A 23,444-nucleotide genomic window follows, 5' to 3' on the forward strand; every position below is an offset into this window, starting at 1 on the left:
TGGCTTGAATAATGAAAGAGCTTCACGAGGATATACGCCTTGAAGCTGTTCAGAAATCTAAACGTATTTGCATCCTAACGGAGGATATATTTGGTCCAATAAAAAATGGTGGTATTGGAACGGCTTACTTTCATTTGGCTATTTTTCTGCAGAGATCTGGTCACATAGTCACCATCTGTTTCGTTAATGGTTTAGCAAAAAATCCTGTTAAAATGAAAATCACAAAAAAATTTTTTGCAAAACTTAATGTTGAATTTCATGGTGTTGCACCCCAAGCGCTAGCCAAAACGACAATGGCTCGTACTATGGCAATGCCCTATGCAGCCTATGAATGGCTCAAGCGAAATGATCGCTTTGATATTGTCCATGTTTCAGAATGGCGTGGAATGGGTTATATAGTGTTACTTGCCAAGAGTCTTGGTATTGCATTCCAAGATATACATTTTGCTGTTAAAGGTTCTTCCCCAACACTCTGGTCTGCCGAAGGTAATCAACAATTCCTTAAAGAGGAACGGCAATTGGGGTGGGTATTTATGGAGCGCAGAAGTGCCGAGATGGCAGATACTCTGATCTGTGGAAGTCAGCATTTAGTCTGCTGGATGGAAAATAATAAATACCGCCTGCCTGACCGCAGTTACTATTGGCCAAATGTATTTTTGGATGATCTATTACCTGATAATGAAGCCATAAAAAATAGTAATTTAGAGACAAAAGAATGGGTGTTTTTTGGGCGGCTTGAGCCTCGCAAGGGGGTCATTCTTTTTGTGAATGCATTAAACACTCTTGCTAAAAGAGGGGTTAGATTACCATCGATTACTTTTTTGGGAGGACACTCTTATCGATTTGATGCGCGAAAATTCATAGAGGAAAACCAGAAGCATTGGAGTACAGAAGTCTCATTTATAAGTGATTGTAATGCTATACAGGCTGTAGAGTATTTGAGTGGAGAAGGACGTTTGGCTGTGATCCCAGCTTTGTTAGAGAATTCCCCGATTTCTGTCTACGAATGCCTTGCAACTAAAGTACCATTTATTGCTGCTGATACTGGTGGTACTCGAGAGTTACTTGATGACGAAAATGGAAAAAAAATCCTCTTCAAGCCAAATCATATTGCTTTAGCGAGAAAGTTAGAATTACATGCAAAGAAACTGCCTGCGCCGGGTATAAAACACCAGAGGCTTAAGAAGTCGTTAGATGTATGGAGTAAATGGCATGGCCAAGAGCATTCAATTATTAAAAACGCCCGATCTTCCAATAGACATGATCCCTTAGTTTCTATATGCGTAACTCATTTTGAGCGTCCAGACTTTCTCTATCAAGCGTTAAAAAGCATTGAAGATCAGACTTATAAGAACATAGAAGTTATTGTGGTTGATGATGGTAGCCATTCACAAGAAGCGCTACACGCGCTGGAAATTTTAGAAAGTCACTATCAGAAGAATGGCTGGCAGTTTGTATACCAGGAAAACCGATATGTAGGGGCTGCTAGAAATACTGCAGCACAAAATGCAAGTGGAGATTATCTACTTTTTTTTGACGATGACAATGTCATGATGCCGGAAATGGTAGATAAGTTGGTTAGCGCTGCAACTTTTGCAGATATTGATTGCCTGACTTGTAGCTCTATCCGATTCAGCGGTAAAGGGGCACCTAATACTCCAGAAGGTAAGCTCGGAACTCAAATTCGTTTTATGGGTCCAGCTAGAGCTTGGGCAACGAAGGTAAATATAGTCGGTGATGCGACGTGTCTGATAAAAGCTTCTAAGTTTAGAGATCACGGAGGTTATACAGAGAGATATAGAACAGGTAAGGATGATATTGAATTCTATAGCAAGCTAATTTTAGCAAAGGAAAATGTATCCTATTATCCTGATCCTTTATATTACTATCGCACCGGTGACAACTCTATGAAAGCCAGAAATCACCTTCAAGAAGAAGGAGATTTCAGGCAAATAAGTCCTTACCTTGAAGGGCTCGACTCGGAAGAGAAAAGCCTCCTACTACTAAGAAAACAGCAAAAAGAAGCGAAAAAAAATAAAGGGGAAAAATATAAGCCAGGGTTTTTAAAGCGAACGATTCGAAGGCTGCGTAAATTCGCTAGGGTGAAAGTTTGAAAGTAGTTAAGTACATTGAAAGTGCTAGTGAAACACGCTTCCCTCTTATTTGTATCTTCCGAGATGAATTGGATATTCTCCCAGCTTTTCTTGACCATTACCGGTCTTTAGGTGTGACATGTTTCCATTTGGTGGATACGGGAAGTAGTGATAACTCGGTAAGCTATCTACTAAAGCAGAATGATGTCCAGCTATACGAAGTTGATTGTGGCTACCCCCAGGCAAACGCAGGTGTAGATTGGGTTAACCGAATTGCCCGGAATTATTGCCAGGGAAAATGGACTCTTGTGGTTGATGCTGATGAGTTTCTCTGGTTACCTGAAATTTCAGGTAAAACTTCCCTGAAAGTTATGACTCAGCTTATGCAGGGTGAATTAGCTTTTGCTCTATATACTCCACTAATAGATTTCTTTAGCGACAACCTTCAAGGGAATACATATGATATAAGAAATCTTTCCGAGTTAATGGAATTAACGCCTAACTATGTATCTTATAAAAGCTTTAAGAAAAAAAGCATATTAGCTTTTCCTTTTTTTGAAATTCGCTCCAAAGCCAGAGCGCAAATATCTGGTATTTCTGATTACTTTGTTAAATCCTATAAAATTCCGCTGGTTTATTGGCGGACGGGTTTTCAATATTTACGTTCAACCCACTCATGTACGCCGGTTCCTCTCAGTAAAAATTGCGCTCATCTTCTCCATTTCAAATTCCGATCCGGCTTTCAGCAAAGGCTTAGTCGGGAATTGCAGAACCCTGACCGGATGAATGCTGATGTATATCGCATTTCTAAGGCCATCATTAAAAATCAGATAACTATCCCTCAGTACACATCGGATCTGCGTAAGATAGGTGGATTCGGGGAAAGCGATTGGCTAACAAAGATGGATTTTGATACTGATTGGCAGAATGAAAATAAGTCCAAAAGCCACTATTTCGAACTGCTCACACAGCAAAAGATAGCCTCGGAGAGCTTTCTCGTCGATAACTTAAACCGTATAACCAAGTCTTTTAGTTGGCGGCTGAGCCGGCCTTTACGCAGATTTCTGTTTCACAGGGGCATATTGCGACACGATCACTATCCAGAAAGGCTCGATCAGGATCATCCATTAGTGGATCAGACGATTGCCATCTATGAGTCATTTTGGTGGCTGGTTACGGGAATCTTTAGACTGCCTGTCGCTATCTATCGCGCCATTCTCTGGCATAAGCTGGGAGGACGTCGCCGGACCAAGTAGGGCTTTATACAAAAACGGCCGGGGAAGTTTGTCCCCGGCCTTTTGTTTACATCTCAGTTTGTGCCTGAGGTTAGTGTACCCAGTGGTGGCGTTCCATCTTCTCCTGTACCGCTTCTGCCGTAGGAGCGGGCATAGCGCTGATAGGCAGGCGTTCGTGGAAGAATGCCAAGCGTTCGCCAGCCCCTACTTCGTTCATGGTTTCCGCCTCAAACACACGGCCATTAATTACCGTGTAAGTAATGTTCTCTGATAGGCGGAGGTTATCCAAGGGGTTGCCGTCAACCACGATCAGGTCAGCCAGCTTACCAGCTTCAATGCTGCCGATATCACCGTCCATACCCAAGTAGCGGGCACCATCGATAGTACCGGCACGGAAGGCTTCCCAAGGAGTAAAACCACCCTGCTCCATCATCCACATCTCCCAGTGGGCTCCAAGTCCTTCGCGCTGGCCGTGGGCGCCGATATGTACGGTGACACCTTCGTCGCGCAGCTGCTTGGCCTGACGGGCCACATTAAAGTGGTTGTAGTGGGCATCCGGCGCAGTGGGGCGACGGATAGAGCGGGGGTTAACGATAAAATCGGGGGTAAAGCGGGTCAGGCGCTCGTTCTTCCATACCTCGGTGCGGTCATACCAGTACTCCTCACCCCAGAGACCGCCGTAGGCCACGACGAAGGTCGGTGTATAACCCACTTGGGTTTGGCTCCACAGCTGCTCCACATCGCCGTAGACATTGGCGATCGGCAGTGAGTGCTCGATACCGGTGTGCCCGTCCACAATCATGTTCATATTGTGCTGGTACTTACCGCCGCCCTCGGGCACTACCATAATGCCGGCTTCGCGGGCTGCCTGCAGCACTTGCTGGCGCTGGTCGCGGCGGGGCTGGTTGTAGCTCTTCACCGAGATGGCGCCCATTTCCTTGAGGCGGTTCACGTGGAACTGAGCGTCCTCCAGGGAGTTGATCTTGGCTTTGTAGCCTGGACCTTTGGCGCCATAGAGGATGGTGCCGGTGGAGAAAATACGCGGCCCAGTAATCAGGCCGGCCTTTTGCATTTCAGCGGCGGAGAAGATCTCGCTGCTGTCATTGGAGGGGTCGTGAATAGTAGTCACTCCAAATGCCAGGCTGGAGAACAGGTTCCAGTTCTGCTGCGGGATAATTTCTTCGCGACCCTGAGCACCGTGGGCATGAGCGTCAATAAGCCCCGGTAAAACGGTTTTGCCGGTGATATCGATACGCTTCGCTTCGGTGGGAATCTCTACTTCCGCTGCGGGTCCCACGGCGACAATGCGGTTGCCCCGGAACAGAACCACACCATTGTCGATAATTTCACGGGTGTTTTCCGCATCACGCATAGTGACAACCTTGCCGCCGGTGAGGGCAACGAGGCCTGCGCGATTGTCGAAGGACTGTTCAAAGCTCAGGTCGATGCCTTCAGAAACTGGCTCTGGCAGTTCCTCCGGAGCGCCGGCGACAAATTCGAAGGCGTCCTTCAGTTCACGCTCGAACAGTTTGGGGCCGTGTGCCCAGCCCAAAGTGTCGCTATCGGCAGACCAATGCAGGTTTTCACCGGCGCGCTTGGATACCTGGGTGACTTTGACTGCTTTGCTATCGGGGCCGATAACCTCGGATTTGCCAGTATGCATAAAGGGCGCGACAAAGGCTTTGAAGTCCTGGGTGAAGGCAACCCACTTGCCGTCCGGAGACAGGCGGAAGGAAGTAATCTCAGCGCCGTGCAGGTGCTCCCGCTCATCTTTGCCTTCCAGGTTGGTGCTCTTCAGCACGCGCTTTCCGCCGTCTGCGTTTTGGTACTCGGAGAAGTAGATACGATCTTCGCTGGCGCCGAAATGAGGCTCATAGCCAGACTTCACGACCCGGCGCTGCCAGTCGCCGTTGGCGTCTGCCAGGTAAATGCCCGGTTCCAGGGAGTACTCGGGGCTGAGCAGATAGCCGCCGGTAAAGCGACGGTAGGCCACTGCGTCACCACTTGGAGAAAAGCTTGGTTCAACGTATAGGCCCGGCTGCTTGGTGATGTTTTTACCGCGACCGTTGCGAGCGGAAACTACCCTCACATGGCCCAGGTTTTGGTCGTCCCAAGAGACATAGGTGATCTCGCGACCATCGCGGGACCAGCTGGGATAGAACTCAAAGTGGTCGTCCTGGCGGGTCAGACGACGACGCTCACCACTGGCGACATCCTGAATATAAATCTTGCCCAATGCCTGGAAAGCGACCTGCTTGCCGTTGGGGGATTTCTGCGCCCAGCGAATCATCTTCACATCGAAGGTTTCCGGCGCTACGTCTACAGGGAAGCGCACCGCATCCGCTACCTGTTTCTCAACTTTCACATGGGCCGCAATCGGTGCGACGCTGTCGCCGTTGATGGAGATGCGCAGGAATTTACCGCCAGTCCAAACGACCAATGACTCACCATCGGGCATCCAGTCGTATTGAACGTAGTTGCCATGGGGGCCAAAGATTTCCTGCAGGTCGCGTTCGAGGCCGGAGTAAACCGGTGTTTCCAGTCCTGTGTCCAAATCTTTCAGGAATAGGGAGGTCTGGTTGTCCTGGCGGCGAATAAAGGCCAGTTTACTGCCATCCGGGGATGGTACAGGTGCCACTGCGCCACCGGGACCGGAGACAAAGGTCTCCTCTTCACCATCCTGGAGGTCATAGCGGTTGATGGCAAAAATTTCCTGGGTGGAGTTTTTGTTGTACTTCCACACGGTGCCGGGGGTGGTATCGATGGAGTAATAGACATAGCGTCCATCTGGAGAGAAAGCTGGATCGGCAATATTTTTCTGGGCGATATCGCCACCGATGCGCTCTTTCAGTTGGCGACCTTCACCCCCACCGTAGTGGTACATCCAGATTTCACCAGCGGGGATACTGCGGCCAGACATAAAGCCTTTACGCGCTACCAGGTACTGGCCATCGGGACTCCAGTTGGGCGAGTGCAGCAAGTTTTCCTTCTCTGTCGTGAGCTGGCGAAGGTTGTCGCCATTGCGATCCATCAACCAGATGTTGTTGGCGCCGTCACGGTCGCTGATAAATACGATGGTCTTGCCATCCGGGCTGAAGCGCGGCTGCATATTCCAGGCGATTTCATTGGTCAGGGCTACCGCCTCGCCGCCTGCTACCGGTACTGTGTAGATATCGCCGAGCATATCGAACAGGATGGTTTTGCCATCTGGGCTGATATCCAGGTTGCTCCAGGTGGTCTCGCGGGTGTCCAACTGGATCGGTTTGAATTCGTAGGGTGGCTTGTTGATATCCCAGGGTTGGGCTTCCGCCTTTTCTACTTTCTTTTCTTTGGTGGCTTCGAGAGCGCTTTCGGCTTCTGCCACAGCACCCATCGGCAGGGTCAGTGCCAGGACAGCCAGAGCCAACAGATGGCGGCGCGGCTTGTTCTGCTTGGTGGTATTCATTGAAATATCCCTCCGCCCGATTCTGTGTTTGGCGGCTATATTTGTTTTGTTGGGTTGAGTAACCGGTTGATTTCACAGGGGGTAAATTACCGGGATCAAAGCGGCGCAGCAATCTTAATGCGTTGAATACCTGGGCTCCGGGGCGAACTGTTGTTTGCTTGAGTAAACCGGGTCTAGTGGCCACAATGCACTCAAATTTTGTAGACGATTGGAATATCGACCCGTTATGACTATTGATGTTGTGATTTTGGCCGCCGGGAAAGGCACCCGTATGCACTCTGACCTGCCTAAAGTGCTGCATCCTATTGGCGGTATTCCCATGCTCGAGAGGGTAATTGATACCGCCATGTTGTTGGGAGAGGTGCAGATTACCGTAGTAATCGGGCATGGCGCAGACTTGATACGTGACCGCTTTGCTGATCGTGGTGTCAGGTTTGTGGAGCAGGAGCAGCAATTGGGTACTGGGCATGCCGTGGCCCAGGCTGTGCCCTATTTCCGCGAGGGAGCCACCGTTTTGGTGCTCTATGGCGATGTGCCTCTGGTTAGGGCTGGCAGCTTGCAATCACTGCTATCGGCAGCGGATCACGGACCTGCCCTGCTGTCAGTTGAAATGGCCAATCCCGCCGGTTACGGGCGCATTGTGAGGGATAACAGCGGCTGTGTGCAGTCGATCGTTGAGGAAAAGGATGCCGATGCGGATACCCTGGCTATCCGTGAGGTCAATACCGGCATTTTGGCGACTCCTGGAGCACTGCTGGCTCGCTGGTTACCGGAGTTGTCCTGTGACAATGCTCAAGGTGAATACTACCTGACCGATATTATCGGTCGTTCGGTCAGTGAGGGGATTCCTGTAACGGGCGTAATTGCCAGTCATCCATTGGAAGTGGCGGGAGTAAATAGCCGTGCGCAGCAGGCGCAGATGGAGCGCGCTTTGCAGCATAACCATGCGACCAGTCTTATGAATGCGGGGGTGACTTTATTGGACCCCATGCGTATAGATGTTCGCGGCAGCCTCGAGTGCGATACCGATGTCTCTATCGATATCAACTGCATTTTCGAAGGGACAGTTTCACTGGGTAAGGGGGTACAAATTGGACCTAATTGCCTGCTAAAAAACTGTCGCCTGGCAGATGGCACCAAGGTAGAGGCCAATTCCATTATCGAAGGCGCTGAGATTGGTGAGGCTTGCACTATTGGTCCCTTTGCACGTTTGCGTCCGGGCACAGAGCTGGCCACCGGTGCCAAGGTGGGCAACTTTGTCGAAACCAAAAAAGCCAAAATTGGTGAGGGCAGTAAGGTTAATCATCTTTCTTATGTAGGTGATGCCCTGGTGGGCGAAGCGGTCAATATTGGTGCTGGCACCATTACCTGTAATTACGACGGTGTAAACAAGTCCCTGACCGAGATCGGCGACAATGCCTTTATAGGTTCTAACACAGCTCTGGTAGCCCCAATAACTGTGGGCGCCGGAGCCACAGTGGGTGCTGGCTCCACCATTACCCAGGCTGTGGGGAGCAAAGAGTTGGCGGTAGCGCGTAGCAAGCAGCGCAATATTACCAGCTGGCAGCGCCCGACCAAGAAAAGCTAAATAACTCTTTCCGTAATTGGATTGCCCTTCGGAAACTGTAATTCCGGCGGGCCTTTCCTCTCCACGCCTGTTGATAGCCACCCTATCCATTAAACTTGCGCTTCGGGAACAAAAGGAATGGCCCGATGCACAAGCCCAGATTACAGCTGCTTGCCAGTTTTGATATTGCTTCGCTGCAATATTTGGATGAACAGGGACAGACGACCCAAGCCCTACCGGAATTTGCCACCCCGGATACCCTGATTGCTTACTACCGCCAGATGACGTTGGCTCGTATGGTGGATGATCGCGCGGTAAAAATGCAGCGTACCGGTCAACTTGGTACCTATCCCTCAAGCCTCGGCCAGGAAGCTATTGGTGTTGGTCTCGCAGCCGCCATGGCCAAAGAGGATATCTATTGCCCCAATTACCGGGAGACCGGTGCTCTTTTGGAGCGGGGCGTTACTATCGAGGAGATCTACGCAATCTGGGGGGGCGATGAGCGGGGGCAGAACTTTCGCCATAGCCGCGAAGATTTGCCCTTGAGTGTGCCTATAGCCACCCAGATGTTGCACGGTGCCGGTGTAGCCTTTGCCCTGAAATATAAACATGAGCATTTCGGTGAACCCATGCGCGTCGCTGTTTCGACCGGCGGCGATGGATCTACTTCGCGGGGAGACTTTTACGAGGCGATAAACCTGGCTGGGGATTGGCACCTGCCTTTGGTGATCGTTATCAACAACAATCAATGGGCTATTTCCCTACCGCGAGATGAGCAAACTGCCTGTAAGACCTTGGCACAGAAGGCTATTGCCGCCGGAATACCTGGCTTGCAGGTAGACGGCAACGATGTGATTGCCGTTCGTGAGGCGGTGGGTGATGCCGTGGAGCGGGCGCGCAGTGGTGCTGGCCCAGCTCTGATCGAAGCGATCAGCTATCGCCTGTGTGACCACACCACCGCCGATGATGCCAGTCGCTACCAGCCCAAAAAAGATGTCAGTGAAGCCTGGTCCCGAGAGCCTCTGCGGCGCCTGCGATCCTACCTGGAAAACTGCGGTGCCTGGGATGATGCGCAGGAAGAAGAGCTGCAACGGGAGCTGACCCAGAAGCTGGAGAGAGCGGTCCATATCTACCGGGAAACCCCCAGAGATGCCGCCACGGCAATATTCGATCACCTCTATGCAATGTTGCCGGAGCCTTTTCTGGAGCAGTATCAACAGTTGCAGGGAGATAGCTAATGGCTGAGATAACTTTGGTCGAAGCTGTCACCCAGGCTCTGGCTTACGAGATGCAAGCAGACCCGGTGGTGGTTCTATTTGGTGAAGATGTTGGTCTGAACGGTGGCGTATTTCGCTCTACCGAGGGGTTGCAGGCCAGGTTTGGCCGGGACCGGGTGATGGATACCCCTTTAGCCGAGACCATGATTGCCGGAATGGCTGTCGGTATGGCGGTGCAGGGCCTGCGACCGGTGGCCGAATTCCAGTTTATGGGTTTTATCTATCCCGGTCTCGATCAGATCCTCAGCCACGCCTCGCGCTATCGCAATCGCACTCGCGGCCGCCTCTCCTGTCCGATTGTCTACCGGGCCCCCTATGGAGGTGGAATCCATGCACCGGAGCATCACTCTGAGAGCACCGAGGCCCTGTTCGCCCATATTCCAGGTCTGCGCCTTGTGGTGCCCTCCTCTCCTGCACGGGCCTACGGTTTACTATTGGCGGCGATTAGAGACCCGGACCCGGTAATTTTCCTGGAGCCTAAACGTATTTACCGAGCAGTTCGTCAGGAAGTGCCCGACACTGGCGAGGCTCTGCCACTGGATCGCGCCTTTGTGTTGCGGGAGGGCTGCGATATTACGCTTATTGCCTGGGGCGCTTCCCTCAAAGAGACCCTGCAAGCCGCAGAGCAGCTCGCAGAGGAAGGGGTAGAGGCTGAGGTTATCGACCCGGCCACTCTGAAACCCCTGGATATCCACACGGTAATAGACTCCCTGGAGAAAACCGGGTGCTGTGTCGTTGTGCACGAGGCGGCCAGGTTCTGTGGCCTGGGTGCCGAGTTGGTCGCACAGATTAATGAGTATGCCTTCGATCTTTTAAAGGCACCGGTACAGAGGGTGACCGGTTTCGATACGGTGATGCCCTACTATCAACTGGAGGATGAGTATCTACCCGGAGTGCCGCGTATTTTGTCGGCCGTACAGGAAGTGCTGGACTACGCCAACGGAGGGCCACAATGAAGACTTTTACCCTTCCGGATCTCGGCGAAGGTCTGCCCGATGCGGTAGTGCGGGAGTGGCATGTCAAAGAGGGAGACACCATAGCCGCCCATGAAACTCTGGTGACAGTGGAAACCGCTAAGGCCTTGGTGGAAGTGCCGGCTCCTTGGGGCGGCACTATTGAGAAGCTATTTGCGGCAGTGGATGAGACTGTGAATGTTGGCGATCCCCTGGTGGGATTTATGGCCGAGGGAGAAGTCGCAGTTGAAAGCCCGCCCACTAAAGCTGAAGAATCGGAACAAGAGATTAGTCCTCGGGCCGACAGCGGCACGGTGGTGGGAAAAATAGAGCAAGGGCAAGATGTGTTGGGGGCTGAGCGGGGGCCGGAGGTGGGCTTGAAGCGACTGGCCACCCCGAGAGTACGGGCCCTGGCCAGGCGTTTGGGGGTAGATTTACAGTCAATATCACCTGCGGGTGCAATGGTAACGGAAGCTCAGGTACGCACTGCGGCGGGGCCGGGAACAAAGGCCAAAACTGTGGCGAAGGGGCAGCATCCATCACCTGCCCGCGCTTCTGCCGAACAAACTACAGCCGTTGCCCCCCAATTCGATTATGAGTCTGAAGTCATGACGCCTGCACGTCGCGCTATGGGTTTGTCCATGAGCCGAGCGCGGGATGAAGTAAAGCAGATAACGCTGTGTGACGATGCGGATATTTCCAACTGGTGGGGTAGTGCTCCGGCGCTGCTGCGATTGATTCGTGCAGTACAGGAAGCTTGTGAGGCGGAACCTACCCTCAATGCCCTGTATCAGGATGAGAAGCTGGCGCCGCAAGGCAGTATCAATATTGGCTTGGCAGTGGACTCTCCACGAGGGCTCTATGTGCCGGTACTCAGGGATGTCGCCCAGCGTACTGATGAAGATCTGCTCCAGCAGGTGGCGGACTTTAAACACCAGGCCCGCGAGGCCGGGATCGCCCAGCGAGACCTTCAGGGGGCAAGCATACTTCTCTCCAACTTCGGCTCCATAGCCGGTCGCTATGCCACTCCGGTAGTCATGCCGCCCACTGTTGCCATTGTCGGTGCCGGGCGGGTGTGCCAGGGAGTTGTGGTGGTCAATCGATGGCCGGCACTTCGCCCCCTACTCCCTCTCTCTATCAGTGCCGATCACCGGGCCGTTACCGGTGGAGAGTTGGCGCGCTTTCTTCAGACAATGTTGGAAACTTTGTCTCTCTAGCAGACAGTCTGAGTGGGTCCTATACCGGTATCTAATCAGTTGAGTAATGGTTATTGATAAAATTTGTGGGAACTTTAGTTTCGTTTTGCTATCTTTAAGTTTCGAAACGAAACTTGTATACCTATGTCCAAACGTAACACCCAACAGCGCCGCCACGGCATTCTCCACTTGCTAAATGAAGTAGGAGAGACCAGTGTCGAGCAATTGGCGCGGCAGTTCGGAACTTCGGAAGTTACGATTCGAAAGGATCTGACGGCAATGGAAAATCACGGCTTGTTGCTGCGTCGCCACGGTGGTGCTATCCCAGTGCCGAGGGAGTTGGTCAATGAAGAAGGGCCCTCAGGGAGCAAGCGGGCCATTGGTCGAGCCGCTGCTGAACTGATACCGGATCACCATCGAATTGTGATCGATTACGGTCGCACCACGGCGGCAATGATTCCTGAGCTTGAAAGCAAGCGCGGCCTGGTGGTGATGACCAACTCGCTGCATGTGGCCAATGCACTGCGCGAACTTGAAAACGAACCGACGCTGTTGATGACCGGAGGCACCTGGGACCCACACTTTGAGGCCTTCCAGGGGCAGGTTGCAGAACAGGTACTGAGGGGATACGACTTCGATCGCGCTTTTATTGGTGCCGATGGAATCGATTTGCAACGCGGTACCTGTACTTTTAATGAACAAATTGGCCTCTCCCGCGTAATGGCGGAAGTTGCGCGGGAAGTGGTTGTACTGGCGGAGTCCAGTAAAGTGGGGAAGCGGATTCCCAATCTGGAATTGTCCTGGGAGCAGGTCGATATCCTGGTAACTGATGATGGCCTGGCGGATGCCGTGGGCCAAAAACTGGAGCAGCTGGGTATCCAGCTCATTTGTGCCGCTGAAGATAGGAGCAGAGGCGCTCAGCCTGAAATGTTAATGGGCGGCGAGACTCCCGGGTTAATGAGGAAATAATTATGTGCGGAATCGTAGGTGCGCTGGCACAGCGCAATGTGACGGGGATTCTTCTGGAAGGGCTGCGCCGCTTGGAGTATCGCGGTTACGACTCAGCCGGAGTCTGCTTAAGCAGTGGAGATGGCCAGCTGCAATTGCGCAAAAGCCTGGGCAAGGTCGCAGATTTGGAAGCCAAATTAAGTGAGGAGAGCGCCGAGGGTCATATTGGCATTGCCCATACCCGTTGGGCTACTCACGGTGTTCCCTCCGATGAAAATGCCCATCCCCATCTGTCAGGCCATATCGCTCTGGTTCACAACGGCATTATCGAAAACCATCAGGAATTGCGTTCAGAGCTTCAGGGAAAAGGTTATGAGTTTGAGTCTGAAACCGATACTGAAGTTGTGGTTCACCTTATTCACTCATTAAGTTCTGAGGGCCGCAGCCTGGTCGACTCAGTGACTGAGGCCACGCATATATTGGAAGGTGCTTACGCTCTGGCAGTTGTTAGTCATGAAGAGCCCGAAGTATTGGCTTGTGCCCGCTCTGGGAGTCCCTTGGTCTTAGGTGTTGGCATTGAAGAAAACTTTATTGCTTCTGACCCTATGGCGCTGAGACAGGTGACCGATCGTTTTATTTTCCTCGAAGAGGGCGATGTGGCGGAAGTGCGTCGCAGCGGCATTGCAGTCCGAGACAAGTTGGGAGAGGAAGTCAGCCGTGCGGTACATAAACTGACAGGGGGCCACGAAGCCACTGATAAAGGGCGCTATCGCCACTATATGCAAAAAGAAATATTCGAGCAGCCTCAAGTTGTCGCGGCCACTTTGGCGGGCCGTATCGGTGAGCGCTCGGTATTGGCCCAGGCCCTCGGTGCCCGCGCCCAGGCGATTTTGCCAAATGTAGAGCAGGTACAGATAGTGGCCTGTGGCACCAGTTACCATGCGGGCATGGTAGCCCGCTATTGGCTGGAGGACTGGGCCGGTATTCCCTGTTCGGTGGAGGTGGCCAGTGAACTGCGCTACCGTAAGAAAGTTGTGCGCCCGGGAACCCTGTTTGTGAGTATTTCCCAATCCGGGGAAACGGCCGATACCCTCGCCGCCCTGCGTCAGGGCAAGGACCTGGGCTACCTGGCCTCTATGACCATCTGCAATGTGCCCAATAGCTCATTAGTGCGAGAGTCTGAGCTATCGCTAATGACCGAGGCGGGCCCTGAGATTGGTGTGGCCTCGACCAAAGCCTTTACGACCCAATTGGTAGCATTACAACTGTTCTGTATCGCCCTCGCCAAGGTTAATGGCCTATCGGCAGAGCGTGAAGCTGAACTGGTCAGCGCCCTGCACCAGTTACCTGAGCTGATGGAGAGTTTTACTGGTCTGGATAAGGTGGTTAAAAATACCAGTGAGGCCTTTGCAGAGAAGCATCACGCGCTTTTCTTGGGGCGCGGTGTCGAATTCCCTATTGCCCTTGAAGGCGCTCTAAAGCTGAAGGAAATTTCCTATATCCACGCGGAGGCCTATCCCGCCGGCGAATTGAAGCACGGTCCCCTGGCACTGGTGGACGGCGATATGCCCGTGGTTGTTGTTGCCCCCAATGATGAGCTGCTGGAAAAACTCAAATCCAATTTGCAGGAAGTGCGTGCGCGGGGTGGGCAACTGTTTGTTTTCGCCAGCCCCAAGGCCGGATTTACCAGTGAAGAAGGTGTTACCGTGGTGGAAGTTCCAGATTCCCCAGAGAGTCTGGCGCCGATTCTCTACACCGTGCCGCTGCAGCTATTGAGTTACCATGTGGCGCTGCTAAAAGGTACTGATGTGGACCAACCCAGAAACCTGGCTAAATCAGTCACGGTTGAATAACCGCTTACCTGCCGCAAAAGGTTTATGCACAAGCGAGTAAAGCTGTGTGAATTTACTACCTCTGATAGCGTCACCCTGCGCTATCTGGAGGCCGGCAACGGCCCCATATTATTGATGCTACACGGCTGGTCCCAGGGGGCGGTGTTGTATAAACATCAGCTCGCTGGGCTCAGCGATCAGTTTCGTGTGATCGCGCTGGATATGCGTGGTCATGGTCAGTCTGACAAGCCCAATCATGGATATCGAATTTCCCGCCTCGCCAAGGATTTGCAAGAGCTGATCTCAAGTCTGCAACAGGAACCCCTTCATTTACTCGGCCACTCCGCCGGCTGCTCGGTGATATGGAGCTACCTGGAAATGTTTGGTGGGGATAGGGTCAGTGCACTAGTGCTAATCGATGAACCACCCTGTCTACTGGCTGATCCCGCCTGGAGTGAAGCGGAGCGATTGGCCGCTGGAGGCATACTGACCCCGGAGAGCCTCTTCCAGTTTGTGGATAACTTGGTTGGAAAAAAAGGTGTTGAGGCCACCCGCCAAATTCTTATGTCTATGGTCACGCCTTTAATGGGGAAAACCCAACGGGATGAGCTGGTTGCGGTTAATCTGCAGTGTCCCCGTCGCTGGGCTGCAAAGCTTTTTGTGGATAACGTAACAAAGGACTGGCGGGATTTTATCCCCAGGATTGATAAGCCGACGCTAGTGGCTTTCGGTCGTGCCAGTCCACACCCAATAGAGTGCCAGCAGTGGATTCACCAGCAAGTTGAGGGTTCCAGGCTTGAGATCTTTGATGTGGCGGAAGGAGGAAGCCATTTCCTATTTCTGGAAGCAGCGCAAAGATTTAATGCCTTGGTGAGTAAATTTCTTCTCAAGTTTTCCACAGATAGCCATTTCCCCGTGCCCTAGTTCAGCTTTGTGGATAACTGTGGATAGAGTTATCCATAGTTACTGGAATTTAAAAAAATAATTGAAACAACTTCTGCGAGAAGGCAGTTTTTCCTGTGGATATTCCTTTTTAAGATACCTTCACACCCGTTACCCCATTGGAAAAGGATAAAACTGATGATGAAGGCCGTCGGTTATCAACAGTCTCTGCCAAGCAGTGATAAAGAAGCGCTACAGGATATAACCCTCCCCATACCGCAAGTCTCCGGCCGGGATCTGCTGGTAGAAGTACAGGCCGTTTCAGTTAACCCGGTAGATACTAAAGTGAGGCAGCGGGCCAGCCCGGATACCGGTCAGTGGAAGGTACTTGGCTGGGATGCTGTGGGCATAGTGAAAGCGGTAGGCCCGGAAGCGGGACTCTTTAAGGTTGGCGATCGGGTTTGGTATGCGGGCGATATCTCCCGTTCCGGCAGCAATGCCCAGTACCAGCTGGTGGATGAGAGAATCGTTGGTACTGCCCCCAAGACGGTTGGCTGTGCCGAGGCGGCGGCGCTGCCTCTCACTGCGATTACCGCTTGGGAAATGCTTTTCGACCGCCTGCAAGTTGCGGTGGGTAAAGGGGCAAACAACAAGACACTGCTGATCATTGGTGCCGCTGGTGGCGTGGGTTCGATTATGGTCCAGTTGGCCCGTCGTCTGACCAATTTGACTGTGATAGGTACTGCCTCCCGCCCCGAAACCAAAAGCTGGCTTGAGGAGCTTGGAAGCCACCATGTGATCAATCATCGTCAGTCTCTTAGCGAGCAGTTGAGCCGCGAAGGCATCGATGGCGTCGACTATGTCGTTAGCCTCACTAATACCGAAGAGCACTTGGCGGAAATTATCAAAAGTATCAGACCTCAAGGGAAGTTTGGTTTGATTGACGACCCCGCCTCCTTGGATGTTATGGCACTGAAGCAGAAGAGTGTGTCCCTGCACTGGGAGTTTATGTTTACTCGCGCGCTGTTTTCTACCGAGGATATGGTTGCCCAGCATGTTTTGTTGAATGAACTTGCGGAATTAATTGACCAGGGATTAATTAAAACCACTATGGGGCAGAATTTTGGGAAAATAAACGCAAATAATCTTTTAAAAGCGCATCAGCTTATCGAATCCCAGGCTGCAAAAGGAAAGATAGTCCTGGAAGGTTTTTGATAGAGTAAACTCTCTCCTACTCAGAGTCATATCTATGACATCTGGGTGGGAATTTACTTTGAGTAAGCAGTCCTAACTATTTGATAAAAAAAACTAAGTGCAAGATACTTATTTTTCATTATTTGGCAGTAAATTTTTGCTTATATTTCTACCGGGCGAAAATAAACTGATAGAAAAGACATCAAAGTCACTTTTATATTTTTCCGCATTAAACAGTCACCATTTTATTAAGTTATTAATCCTCGCATAGAAAATAAAAGTCATGCTATAACCATGCCTCGGCATTTTCCAAAGATGAGAGGGCCGCTAGGTGGCTACAACAGAAAAAAATAAAACAAAAACCGGTATTGATGCTGCTGTTATGAATGGCGACATCAATATGTTGCTTGGCGAGCCAACCCAGCCGCCAGAACAAGTTCGTGAAGAGCGCAAGAGGAAGCTGACGGCGGCTTTTCGCCTGTTTGGAAAATTTGGATTTGATGAAGGTGTAGCCGGTCATATCACTGTCCGTGACCCGGAATATGACGATCATTTTTGGGTCAACCCCATGGGGGTTTCCTTTAAACAGATGACGATGTCACAACTATTGCTGGTCAATCATCAAGGAGAGGTGGTTGAGGGGGATGGTTACCTTAATGGCGCAGCCTTTACTATTCATTCTCACATCCATAAAACCCGCCCAGATGTGGTAGCCGCTGCGCACGCTCATTCCCTTTATGGGAAAAGTTGGTCTACTCTCGGACGCCTTCTAGATCCCATTACCCAGGATGCTTGTGCCTTTTATCGGGATCACGGTTTGCTGAATACTTTTTCCGGCGTGGTATTGGAAATGGGAGAAGGCGCAGCCCTTGCTAAAGCCTTGGGTAACCACAAAGCACTGATATTGCAGAATCACGGATTACTAACGGTGGGTAAATCCGTCGATGAAGCTGCCTGGTGGTATATCACTATGGAAAAAAGCTGCCAGGCTCAATTACTGGCGGAAGCAGCTGGGCAGCCTATTTTAATTGATCCAGAGGTGGCAATACGAACCCGGGCGGTTGTGGGAACTGAACTGGCGGGATTATTTAGCTTTCAGCCCCTCTACAATGTAATTGCAAAAGAACAGCCGGATATGTTTGAGTAAAGAAGTTCCAAAAACTCTGCCAAATTTGCAGAGTAATTTTTTGGAGCGCTGCAAAGCGCCGGCACTTTTTCTCAGAATTTATTCCCTGTTTTCTATTCTCGCATAAACTTCCTGATATTGAGTGAGCAGCACTAGGGAGCCTCTGAATAACTCCATGATACCTCTGGCATGCAGAGCGGTTCACAATCAAGGCGCGGCTTCGCAGGAATGTCTAGACCTTTCAAGAAGTCGCAACGCGGAGTGTGAATCGCTCTGTAAGCCCCGAAGGGCGGGCCTTGAAGGCCACATCTGCTGCGTTGCAGCTCTTGCAAAGGGCTACGGCCATTCGCGGCGAGCTGCGCCTAACATCTGCAGCCTTCAAGACCCGCAGAGGCATTACGGAGTTATTCAGAGGCTCCCTAGTTACTCGAGAGAGATCTATTTCAATAAGGCGTCACAGGGAACTGTAGCGAGTAATGCACTATCTGGTTATTGCGCTGGTGCTGTTGTTAGTTGTGGCCATTACCCTGGTTATTGCGCGCCTGTTGCCTTTACCTATTCCACTGCCTCTATTGCAAATTGCTGCGGGAGCAATACTGGGTAGCTTTTTGGGAATAGAAATACCCCTCGAGCCAGAAATTTTTTTCCTGCTGTTTGTTCCGCCCTTATTGTTTATTGCCGGTTGGCGAATACCGAAAGGCGCCCTGTTTCGAGATATCGGTGCCATTGTTACCTTGGCTATTGGATTGGTGCTTTTTACCGTTGTGGGTATGGGGTATTTTATTTCCTGGTTGGTGCCTGTCATGCCACTGGCGGTGGCTTTTGCAGTAGCGGCAATTTTGGCACCGACCGATCCCGTGGCGGTATCGGTGGTCCACGGTGGAACGTCTATGCCACCACGGCTGGAGCATATCCTCGCCGGAGAGTCCCTGTTTAATGATGCCTCGGGATTGGATATTTTCCGTTTTGCAGTGATTGCTGCCCTCACCGGGACCTTTTCATTTCCCCACGCACTGGCTGGTTTTTTCTGGGTCGCTATCGGCGGTGTGGTTATTGGTGCTGGAGCGGCATTTGCCTGTGGATATATTTTGCGTCTGCTGGTCAGAATTGGCGGTGAGGACACTACTGTACAAGTTCTAGTGAGCTTATTAGTGCCCTTTGCGGCATATATTGCCGCCCATACTTTACAGGTATCGGGTATTTTGGCAGCTGCCAGTGCTGGAATTGCGACTCACTATACCACCTTACACGGCGCGGAAATGTCGACTACACGGATGGACCGCCGTGCAGTATGGAAAACAGTACAAGCAGTTCTTGACGGTATTATTTTTGTTTTGTTGGGAGAGCAATTGGTTCGAATTACTGGAGCGGATTTCTCCGGTGCGCGCCACACTGGTGACTTAACAATTATTTTTTATGTCCTGGCAATATTTGTTGTACTACTTCTCCTGAGATTTGTGTGGGTATGGGTCTCCCTATATCTCTCACGTTTTGGGCAGAAAGTAGAATCTTTTGGTACCCATTTTTTATTGGTTAGCGTGTTGACCATCGCCGGGGTAAGAGGGGCGATTACATTGGCGGGAGCCTTTTCCCTTCCCCTCGCTATGACAGACGGAAAGCCGTTGCCCGGTCGTGATTTAGCCCTGATTATTGCAATGGGCGTTATCTTGCTCTCCTTATTGCTGGCAAGTTTTTTATTGCCCGTTCTATTGCGCCGTTTACCCGAAGCTCCCAATTTTGCCGCTATCGGTGATGAAAAAGGTGCGCGAATATCTGCTGCCACAGCGGCAGTGAATCAGCTAATGAATATGCGTCATGATATTGATCGAGGCGAAAAAGATCGCGATCTTGCTTTTGAGGCGGTGGATCACCTTTTGGCTATTTATCGGCGGCGCATAACCCTAGGAGAAGATGAAAGCGAGGATATTATCTGGATGCGTTCCAGGGTTGAGCGTCATTACCACCTTGCTGCACTTTCCGCTGAGCGCGAACAACTGCTGGAATTGCGTGTCTCCAGGAAGATTGATGATGAACTCCACCGCAAATTGGTTTTGGAGGTCGATCTGGTAGAGGCGAGCTTAATTAACAAAGAATAAATTTTCTCTTTTAATAGACACGCTTAAATTGGTGAAAACTTGATATGGAGTTTGTAGAGCTGTGTTCAGTTAATGGGGTTTCCCTTTTTCAGAAAAGAAAAATAGACAGTCCCCAGCGCGAGCCCCTGGGTAATTACTCAATCCCCTATCCCGCCAAGCAGGTGCAGTTCCGGGAGTTTAGCGAGGGGCAGCGTTTTGATTGGCACTGTGCCCCGCAGGCGCAGTTTATTCTTTATCTTGAAGGCAGGGTGAAGCTCACAACCAGCTCCGGTGAACAATATATCTTTGCTCCCGGAGATATCTTATTAGCCAATGATTTACACGGAAAGGGGCATATCAGCGAGAGTCTGAGTCCTGGCAGGGCTGCCATTGTCGTGCTTAATGACAACCCCTAGGGCCAATAACCGGCTTACTGTTTTTCCATCTCGGGCTTGGCTTCTTCCCAGTAGTGATCCAGATGCAGGTCCTTATCGCGGCGGTCTTGTTGTAACGCCTGTAAAAGCTGCTCGCGATAGATTCGGCTTTGCGCAATATGCTGGGACTCATCGCGCCAGTAGGGGAAAAGTGCCTCCAGCATACGCTGGTCGTGCTGCTTGAATTTCAAGGCGGCGCGGCGCGCCTGTATGGGACTGAGTCCCAATAGTTCCAGCGCCTTTTCGCCGATGGTCAGGGCCGAGTCCACGGTCTCGCGGAAGATATAGCGGACCCCGGCTTCCATCAAAGCATATTGGTGCATACGGTTACGGGCCCGGGCGAGGATGGTCACATTGGGGAAGTGTTTTTGCAGCTGGGCCACAATTTCCAGACAGGCGGCCTGGTCGCTTAAGGTTAGGATAACCAGCTTCGCATTTTGGGCTCCGGCGGCGCGCAGCAGATCCTCTCGCGAGGCATCCCCGTAGTAAGCCTTGATACCATAGCGGCGCACCAGATCCAGCTGTTCTGCATTGCGTTCGAGCAAAGTGGTATTGAAACCGCAGGCATTTAGAAGTCGCCCGGCGATCTGCCCGAAGCGCCCGTAGCCAATAATGATTACCGGTGAGCCGGAATCCACAGGCGGTGATGTATCTATGTTGGCGGGAACCTCTGGGCCGGTGACAAACCGCGGCTGGATAAACTGTTCGTAGATCAGCAGCAGCACTGGTGTCAGGGCCATGGTCAGAGCAATTTGAGCTACTAACAGATTGCCGATGTCCGCACTCAGGACCTGAAGCTGGGTAGAGAACGCTACCAATACAAAACCGAATTCACCGGCTTGCGCCAATGACAGCGCGAACAACCAATCCTCGCCCTTTGACATTCGCAAGGTGCGCGCCAGGGCAAACAGCACGGTAAATTTTACCAGCACCAACGCCAATGCTAATCCGATTAGCATCAGCGGGTTGTCCGCGATCAGGGAGAAATTCAGGCTGGCACCCACGGCGATAAAGAAGAGACCCAACAGCAGGCCCTTAAAAGGCTGTATATCCGCTTCCAGCTCATGGCGGAACTCGCTCTCGGCCAGCAGTACCCCGGCGAGGAAAGTACCCAGTGCCGGCGATAGGTCCAGCCAAGTCATTACCGCAGCTGCGGCAAATACGATCAGTAGCGCGCTCACGGTAAACAGTTCGCGAACTTGGCTGCCTGCCATTAGACGCAGCAAGGGACCGAGCAGGTAACGTCCGGCAAAAATAAAAGCCAACATGGTGCCGATAACTGCCGATGCGTAATACCAACCACTCAAGCCACTTTCATGGGGGCTGGCAGCGGTACCTGCCAGCAGTGGCAATAGCGCGAGGATGGGAATAACAGCGATATCCTGGAACAAAAGTACCGCAAATGCAGCGCGCCCGCCCTGGCTTTTCAGCAGGCCCTTTTCACTGAGGGATTGCAATACGATCGCAGTTGAGGACAGTGCCAGGATCAGCCCGATAGCCACCGAAGAGCGCCAATCCATCTCGGAAAAGGCGAGAACCAACCCAGCGATGGCCGCAGCGGAAAACAGTAGTTGGGCACTACCGGTGCCTAGGATAGCACCGCGCATTTTCCACAACTTCTTCGGCTGCAGTTCCAGGCCGATCAGGAACAGCATGAGTGCAACACCAAACTCGGCAACGTGCATTTCATCGCTGGCATCGCCGACCAGGCCTAGGGCACTTGGGCCAATGGCCACACCGGCGAGTAAGTAACCGAGGACTGAGCCCAGGCCCAGGCGGGTGGCAATGGGTACCGCAATCACTGCAGCAGCCATGAAAATTACTGCCTCAATAAGGAAGCCGGAGTGTTCCATTTAATCGTTATCGCTATTTGGCTGTCGGTTGCTGGGGCTCGTCGCGTTCGGGCTCAGAAAACTCCCGGCTGCGACGAATCAATGGCGCTATGGTAGAGCCCTGTACGACGATAGAAAAGAGCACCACTCCATAGGTCATGACCACCCACAGGTAGCGAAGGTCCTGTCCCTGGACGAAGGCACTGCCGGCGGGAATCGACATCGCCAGCGCCAATGCCAGACCACCTTTCAACCCTCCCCAGATCAAAATCCGGTTGGTATAGGGGTGGTACTTGCGGCGACTTTTTAAATACAGGAAGGGTATGCCGACAGCGAAAACTCGGGCGGTGAGAACAATGACAATGCCCACTGCCATCAGTAGGTAGTCGGAGGGGCGCAGGTCGATAGTAATCAGGAACAGGCCCACCAGCAGGAAGAGCAAACCGTTGAGGAAGTCCTCGGTGATGCTCCAGAAATTATCCAGCTCGTGTTGGCTCACCCGGGAAAAGCCGCGCTCGCGGGTAAAGTTGCCAATAATAATGCCACTCACCACCATTGCCAGGGCGCCGGAGACCCCGAGCACATTGGCCAGGGAAAAACCGGCAGTGGGAATAACCATGGTCAGCATCAATTCCAGGCTGTGATCATTGGTACAACAAATGGCCCAGTGGAAAACGCCACCAATGATCAGTCCCAGCAATATGCCCCCCAGTGCCTCGATGGCGAATAGCTCAGCCACTGCCGGTACCGTAGGTTGGCCGCCTTCGAAAGCGAGTGCGTAAATCACCGCGAAGATCACGATACCGAAGCCATCGTTGAACAGGGACTCACCTTCCACCTGAATGGAAACCTGCTCCGGGGCCTTCAGGTTTTTCATAATTGCCAGTACGGCGATAGGGTCGGTGGGAGAGATCAATGCACCAAATAACAGGCAGTAAACAAAAGCCACCGGCATATTGATCAGCATCAGGAACCAGTAAAGAAGGGCCCCGACCACAAAGGTGGAAATGAGGGTACCGACAATGGCGAGAAGACCGATCTCCAGTTTCTGGTTGCGCAGTTCCAACAGATCGATATGTAAACTGCCGGCAAAAAGCAGAAACCCGAGCATTCCCTTGAGCAGAATATCCTCAAGGTTGAGCAGCGGCAGAAGCTGATCTGCCCAGGTGCGCAACTCCACCACCCCCAACTTGCCCAGGGCGGTGACCAATAGTGATAGGGCCAGGGCACCGGCGGTAATAGCGATTGTGGTTTGGGCGCGCAATACGTATTGGTTCAAGAAGCCCAGAAAAACTGATACGGCGGCAAGAAAACAAAAGGTGTAATAAACTTCCATGCCGTGTGTGGACTCCAGC

The 23,444-nt window shown here is 51.8% G+C and carries 16 protein-coding genes; 13 read left to right on the forward strand and 3 right to left on the reverse strand.

The annotated features are described in order from the left end of the window. Positions 1 to 11: 11 nt before the first annotated feature. The gene (locus ACJJIN_RS17805) at positions 12 to 2,114 is read left to right on the forward strand and encodes a glycosyltransferase (protein ID WP_444895624.1); all 2,103 of its coding nucleotides are present in this window, start codon (positions 12 to 14) and stop codon (positions 2,112 to 2,114) included. Further along, the gene (locus tag ACJJIN_RS17810; protein ID WP_444895625.1) at positions 2,111 to 3,349 is read left to right on the forward strand and encodes a glycosyltransferase family 2 protein; all 1,239 of its coding nucleotides are present in this window, start codon (positions 2,111 to 2,113) and stop codon (positions 3,347 to 3,349) included. Before ACJJIN_RS17805 ends, ACJJIN_RS17810 begins: the two co-directional genes overlap by 4 nt. A 70-nt stretch (positions 3,350 to 3,419) precedes the next feature. Here the strand turns inward: ACJJIN_RS17810 and ACJJIN_RS17815 are convergent, their stop codons facing one another. Continuing rightward, on the reverse strand, positions 3,420 to 6,773 hold the full coding sequence (locus ACJJIN_RS17815) for an amidohydrolase family protein (RefSeq protein WP_444895626.1): 3,354 nt from the start codon (positions 6,771 to 6,773) through the stop codon (positions 3,420 to 3,422). Positions 6,774 to 6,999: 226 nt separating this feature from the next. On the opposite strand from ACJJIN_RS17815, the gene glmU reads away from it, so the two are divergent. The 11 genes from glmU to ACJJIN_RS17870 all read left to right on the forward strand — a co-directional run bounded on the left by glmU (position 7,000) and on the right by ACJJIN_RS17870 (position 20,239). Beyond that, positions 7,000 to 8,361 carry a bifunctional UDP-N-acetylglucosamine diphosphorylase/glucosamine-1-phosphate N-acetyltransferase GlmU gene (glmU, locus tag ACJJIN_RS17820; protein WP_444895627.1) on the forward strand — a complete coding sequence of 454 codons (1,362 nt, stop codon included), beginning with the start codon at positions 7,000 to 7,002 and terminating at the stop codon, positions 8,359 to 8,361. Between the two features lie 125 nt (positions 8,362 to 8,486). Next, positions 8,487 to 9,578 (forward strand): pyruvate dehydrogenase (acetyl-transferring) E1 component subunit alpha, encoded by a 1,092-nt coding sequence (pdhA, locus tag ACJJIN_RS17825; protein WP_444895628.1) that lies wholly within the window; start codon positions 8,487 to 8,489, stop codon positions 9,576 to 9,578. Continuing rightward, positions 9,578 to 10,573 carry an alpha-ketoacid dehydrogenase subunit beta gene (locus ACJJIN_RS17830; RefSeq protein ID WP_444895629.1) on the forward strand — a complete coding sequence of 332 codons (996 nt, stop codon included), beginning with the start codon at positions 9,578 to 9,580 and terminating at the stop codon, positions 10,571 to 10,573. The genes pdhA and ACJJIN_RS17830 overlap by 1 nt, the downstream gene beginning before the upstream one ends. After that, positions 10,570 to 11,787: a dihydrolipoamide acetyltransferase family protein gene (locus ACJJIN_RS17835; RefSeq protein ID WP_444895630.1), complete on the forward strand. Its 1,218-nt coding sequence runs from the start codon at positions 10,570 to 10,572 to the stop codon at positions 11,785 to 11,787. Before ACJJIN_RS17830 ends, ACJJIN_RS17835 begins: the two co-directional genes overlap by 4 nt. Positions 11,788 to 11,910: 123 nt before the next feature. Beyond that, complete coding sequence (locus ACJJIN_RS17840; RefSeq protein ID WP_444895631.1) at positions 11,911 to 12,735, forward strand: DeoR/GlpR family DNA-binding transcription regulator; 825 nt, start codon at positions 11,911 to 11,913, stop codon at positions 12,733 to 12,735. 2 nt (positions 12,736 to 12,737) lie between these two features. Then, positions 12,738 to 14,567, forward strand: coding sequence for a glutamine--fructose-6-phosphate transaminase (isomerizing) (gene glmS / locus ACJJIN_RS17845; protein WP_444895632.1), 1,830 nt, complete (start codon positions 12,738 to 12,740; stop codon positions 14,565 to 14,567). A gap of 24 nt (positions 14,568 to 14,591) precedes the next feature. After that, entirely contained in the window at positions 14,592 to 15,470 is an 879-nt protein-coding gene (locus ACJJIN_RS17850; RefSeq protein WP_444895633.1) for an alpha/beta fold hydrolase, read from the forward strand. Positions 15,471 to 15,626: 156 nt separating this feature from the next. Next, positions 15,627 to 16,643 carry a zinc-binding alcohol dehydrogenase family protein gene (locus tag ACJJIN_RS17855; RefSeq protein WP_444895634.1) on the forward strand — a complete coding sequence of 339 codons (1,017 nt, stop codon included), beginning with the start codon at positions 15,627 to 15,629 and terminating at the stop codon, positions 16,641 to 16,643. 310 nt (positions 16,644 to 16,953) lie between these two features. After that, a complete protein-coding gene (locus ACJJIN_RS17860; RefSeq protein ID WP_444895635.1) occupies positions 16,954 to 17,769 on the forward strand; it encodes a class II aldolase/adducin family protein in 816 nt (271 codons plus the stop codon). 455 nt (positions 17,770 to 18,224) lie between these two features. Then, positions 18,225 to 19,844, forward strand: a complete 1,620-nt coding sequence (locus tag ACJJIN_RS17865) for a Na+/H+ antiporter (RefSeq protein ID WP_413663851.1) — start codon at positions 18,225 to 18,227, stop codon at positions 19,842 to 19,844. Between the two features lie 44 nt (positions 19,845 to 19,888). Then, complete coding sequence (locus tag ACJJIN_RS17870) at positions 19,889 to 20,239, forward strand: AraC family ligand binding domain-containing protein (RefSeq protein ID WP_444895636.1); 351 nt, start codon at positions 19,889 to 19,891, stop codon at positions 20,237 to 20,239. 14 nt (positions 20,240 to 20,253) lie between these two features. Here ACJJIN_RS17870 and ACJJIN_RS17875 read toward each other — a convergent pair whose 3' ends face one another. Beyond that, positions 20,254 to 22,110, reverse strand: a complete 1,857-nt coding sequence (locus ACJJIN_RS17875; RefSeq protein ID WP_444895637.1) for a monovalent cation:proton antiporter-2 (CPA2) family protein — start codon at positions 22,108 to 22,110, stop codon at positions 20,254 to 20,256. A 13-nt stretch (positions 22,111 to 22,123) separates the two neighbouring features. Then, entirely contained in the window at positions 22,124 to 23,425 is a 1,302-nt protein-coding gene (locus ACJJIN_RS17880; protein WP_282930598.1) for a cation:proton antiporter, read from the reverse strand. Positions 23,426 to 23,444 lie beyond the last annotated feature (19 nt).

Source organism: Microbulbifer maximicatervae (SeqCode) (assembly GCF_052467505.1).

What these genes read in the sequence shown, in the direction of transcription:
- ACJJIN_RS17840 (WP_444895631.1), top strand. Translation starts at nt 11,911, where the DNA reads ATGTCCAAACGTAACACCCAACAGCGCCGCCACGGCATTCTCCACTTG.
- ACJJIN_RS17850 (WP_444895633.1), top strand. Translation starts at nt 14,592, where the DNA reads ATGCACAAGCGAGTAAAGCTGTGTGAATTTACTACCTCTGATAGCGTC.
- ACJJIN_RS17830 (WP_444895629.1), top strand. Translation starts at nt 9,578, where the DNA reads ATGGCTGAGATAACTTTGGTCGAAGCTGTCACCCAGGCTCTGGCTTAC.
- ACJJIN_RS17870 (WP_444895636.1), top strand. Translation starts at nt 19,889, where the DNA reads ATGGAGTTTGTAGAGCTGTGTTCAGTTAATGGGGTTTCCCTTTTTCAG.
- ACJJIN_RS17865 (WP_413663851.1), top strand. Translation starts at nt 18,225, where the DNA reads ATGCACTATCTGGTTATTGCGCTGGTGCTGTTGTTAGTTGTGGCCATT.
- ACJJIN_RS17880 (WP_282930598.1), bottom strand. Translation starts at nt 23,425, where the DNA reads ATGGAAGTTTATTACACCTTTTGTTTTCTTGCCGCCGTATCAGTTTTT.
- glmS (WP_444895632.1), top strand. Translation starts at nt 12,738, where the DNA reads ATGTGCGGAATCGTAGGTGCGCTGGCACAGCGCAATGTGACGGGGATT.
- glmU (WP_444895627.1), top strand. Translation starts at nt 7,000, where the DNA reads ATGACTATTGATGTTGTGATTTTGGCCGCCGGGAAAGGCACCCGTATG.
- ACJJIN_RS17875 (WP_444895637.1), bottom strand. Translation starts at nt 22,110, where the DNA reads ATGGAACACTCCGGCTTCCTTATTGAGGCAGTAATTTTCATGGCTGCT.
- ACJJIN_RS17815 (WP_444895626.1), bottom strand. Translation starts at nt 6,773, where the DNA reads ATGAATACCACCAAGCAGAACAAGCCGCGCCGCCATCTGTTGGCTCTG.
- ACJJIN_RS17835 (WP_444895630.1), top strand. Translation starts at nt 10,570, where the DNA reads ATGAAGACTTTTACCCTTCCGGATCTCGGCGAAGGTCTGCCCGATGCG.
- ACJJIN_RS17805 (WP_444895624.1), top strand. Translation starts at nt 12, where the DNA reads ATGAAAGAGCTTCACGAGGATATACGCCTTGAAGCTGTTCAGAAATCT.
- pdhA (WP_444895628.1), top strand. Translation starts at nt 8,487, where the DNA reads ATGCACAAGCCCAGATTACAGCTGCTTGCCAGTTTTGATATTGCTTCG.
- ACJJIN_RS17855 (WP_444895634.1), top strand. Translation starts at nt 15,627, where the DNA reads ATGATGAAGGCCGTCGGTTATCAACAGTCTCTGCCAAGCAGTGATAAA.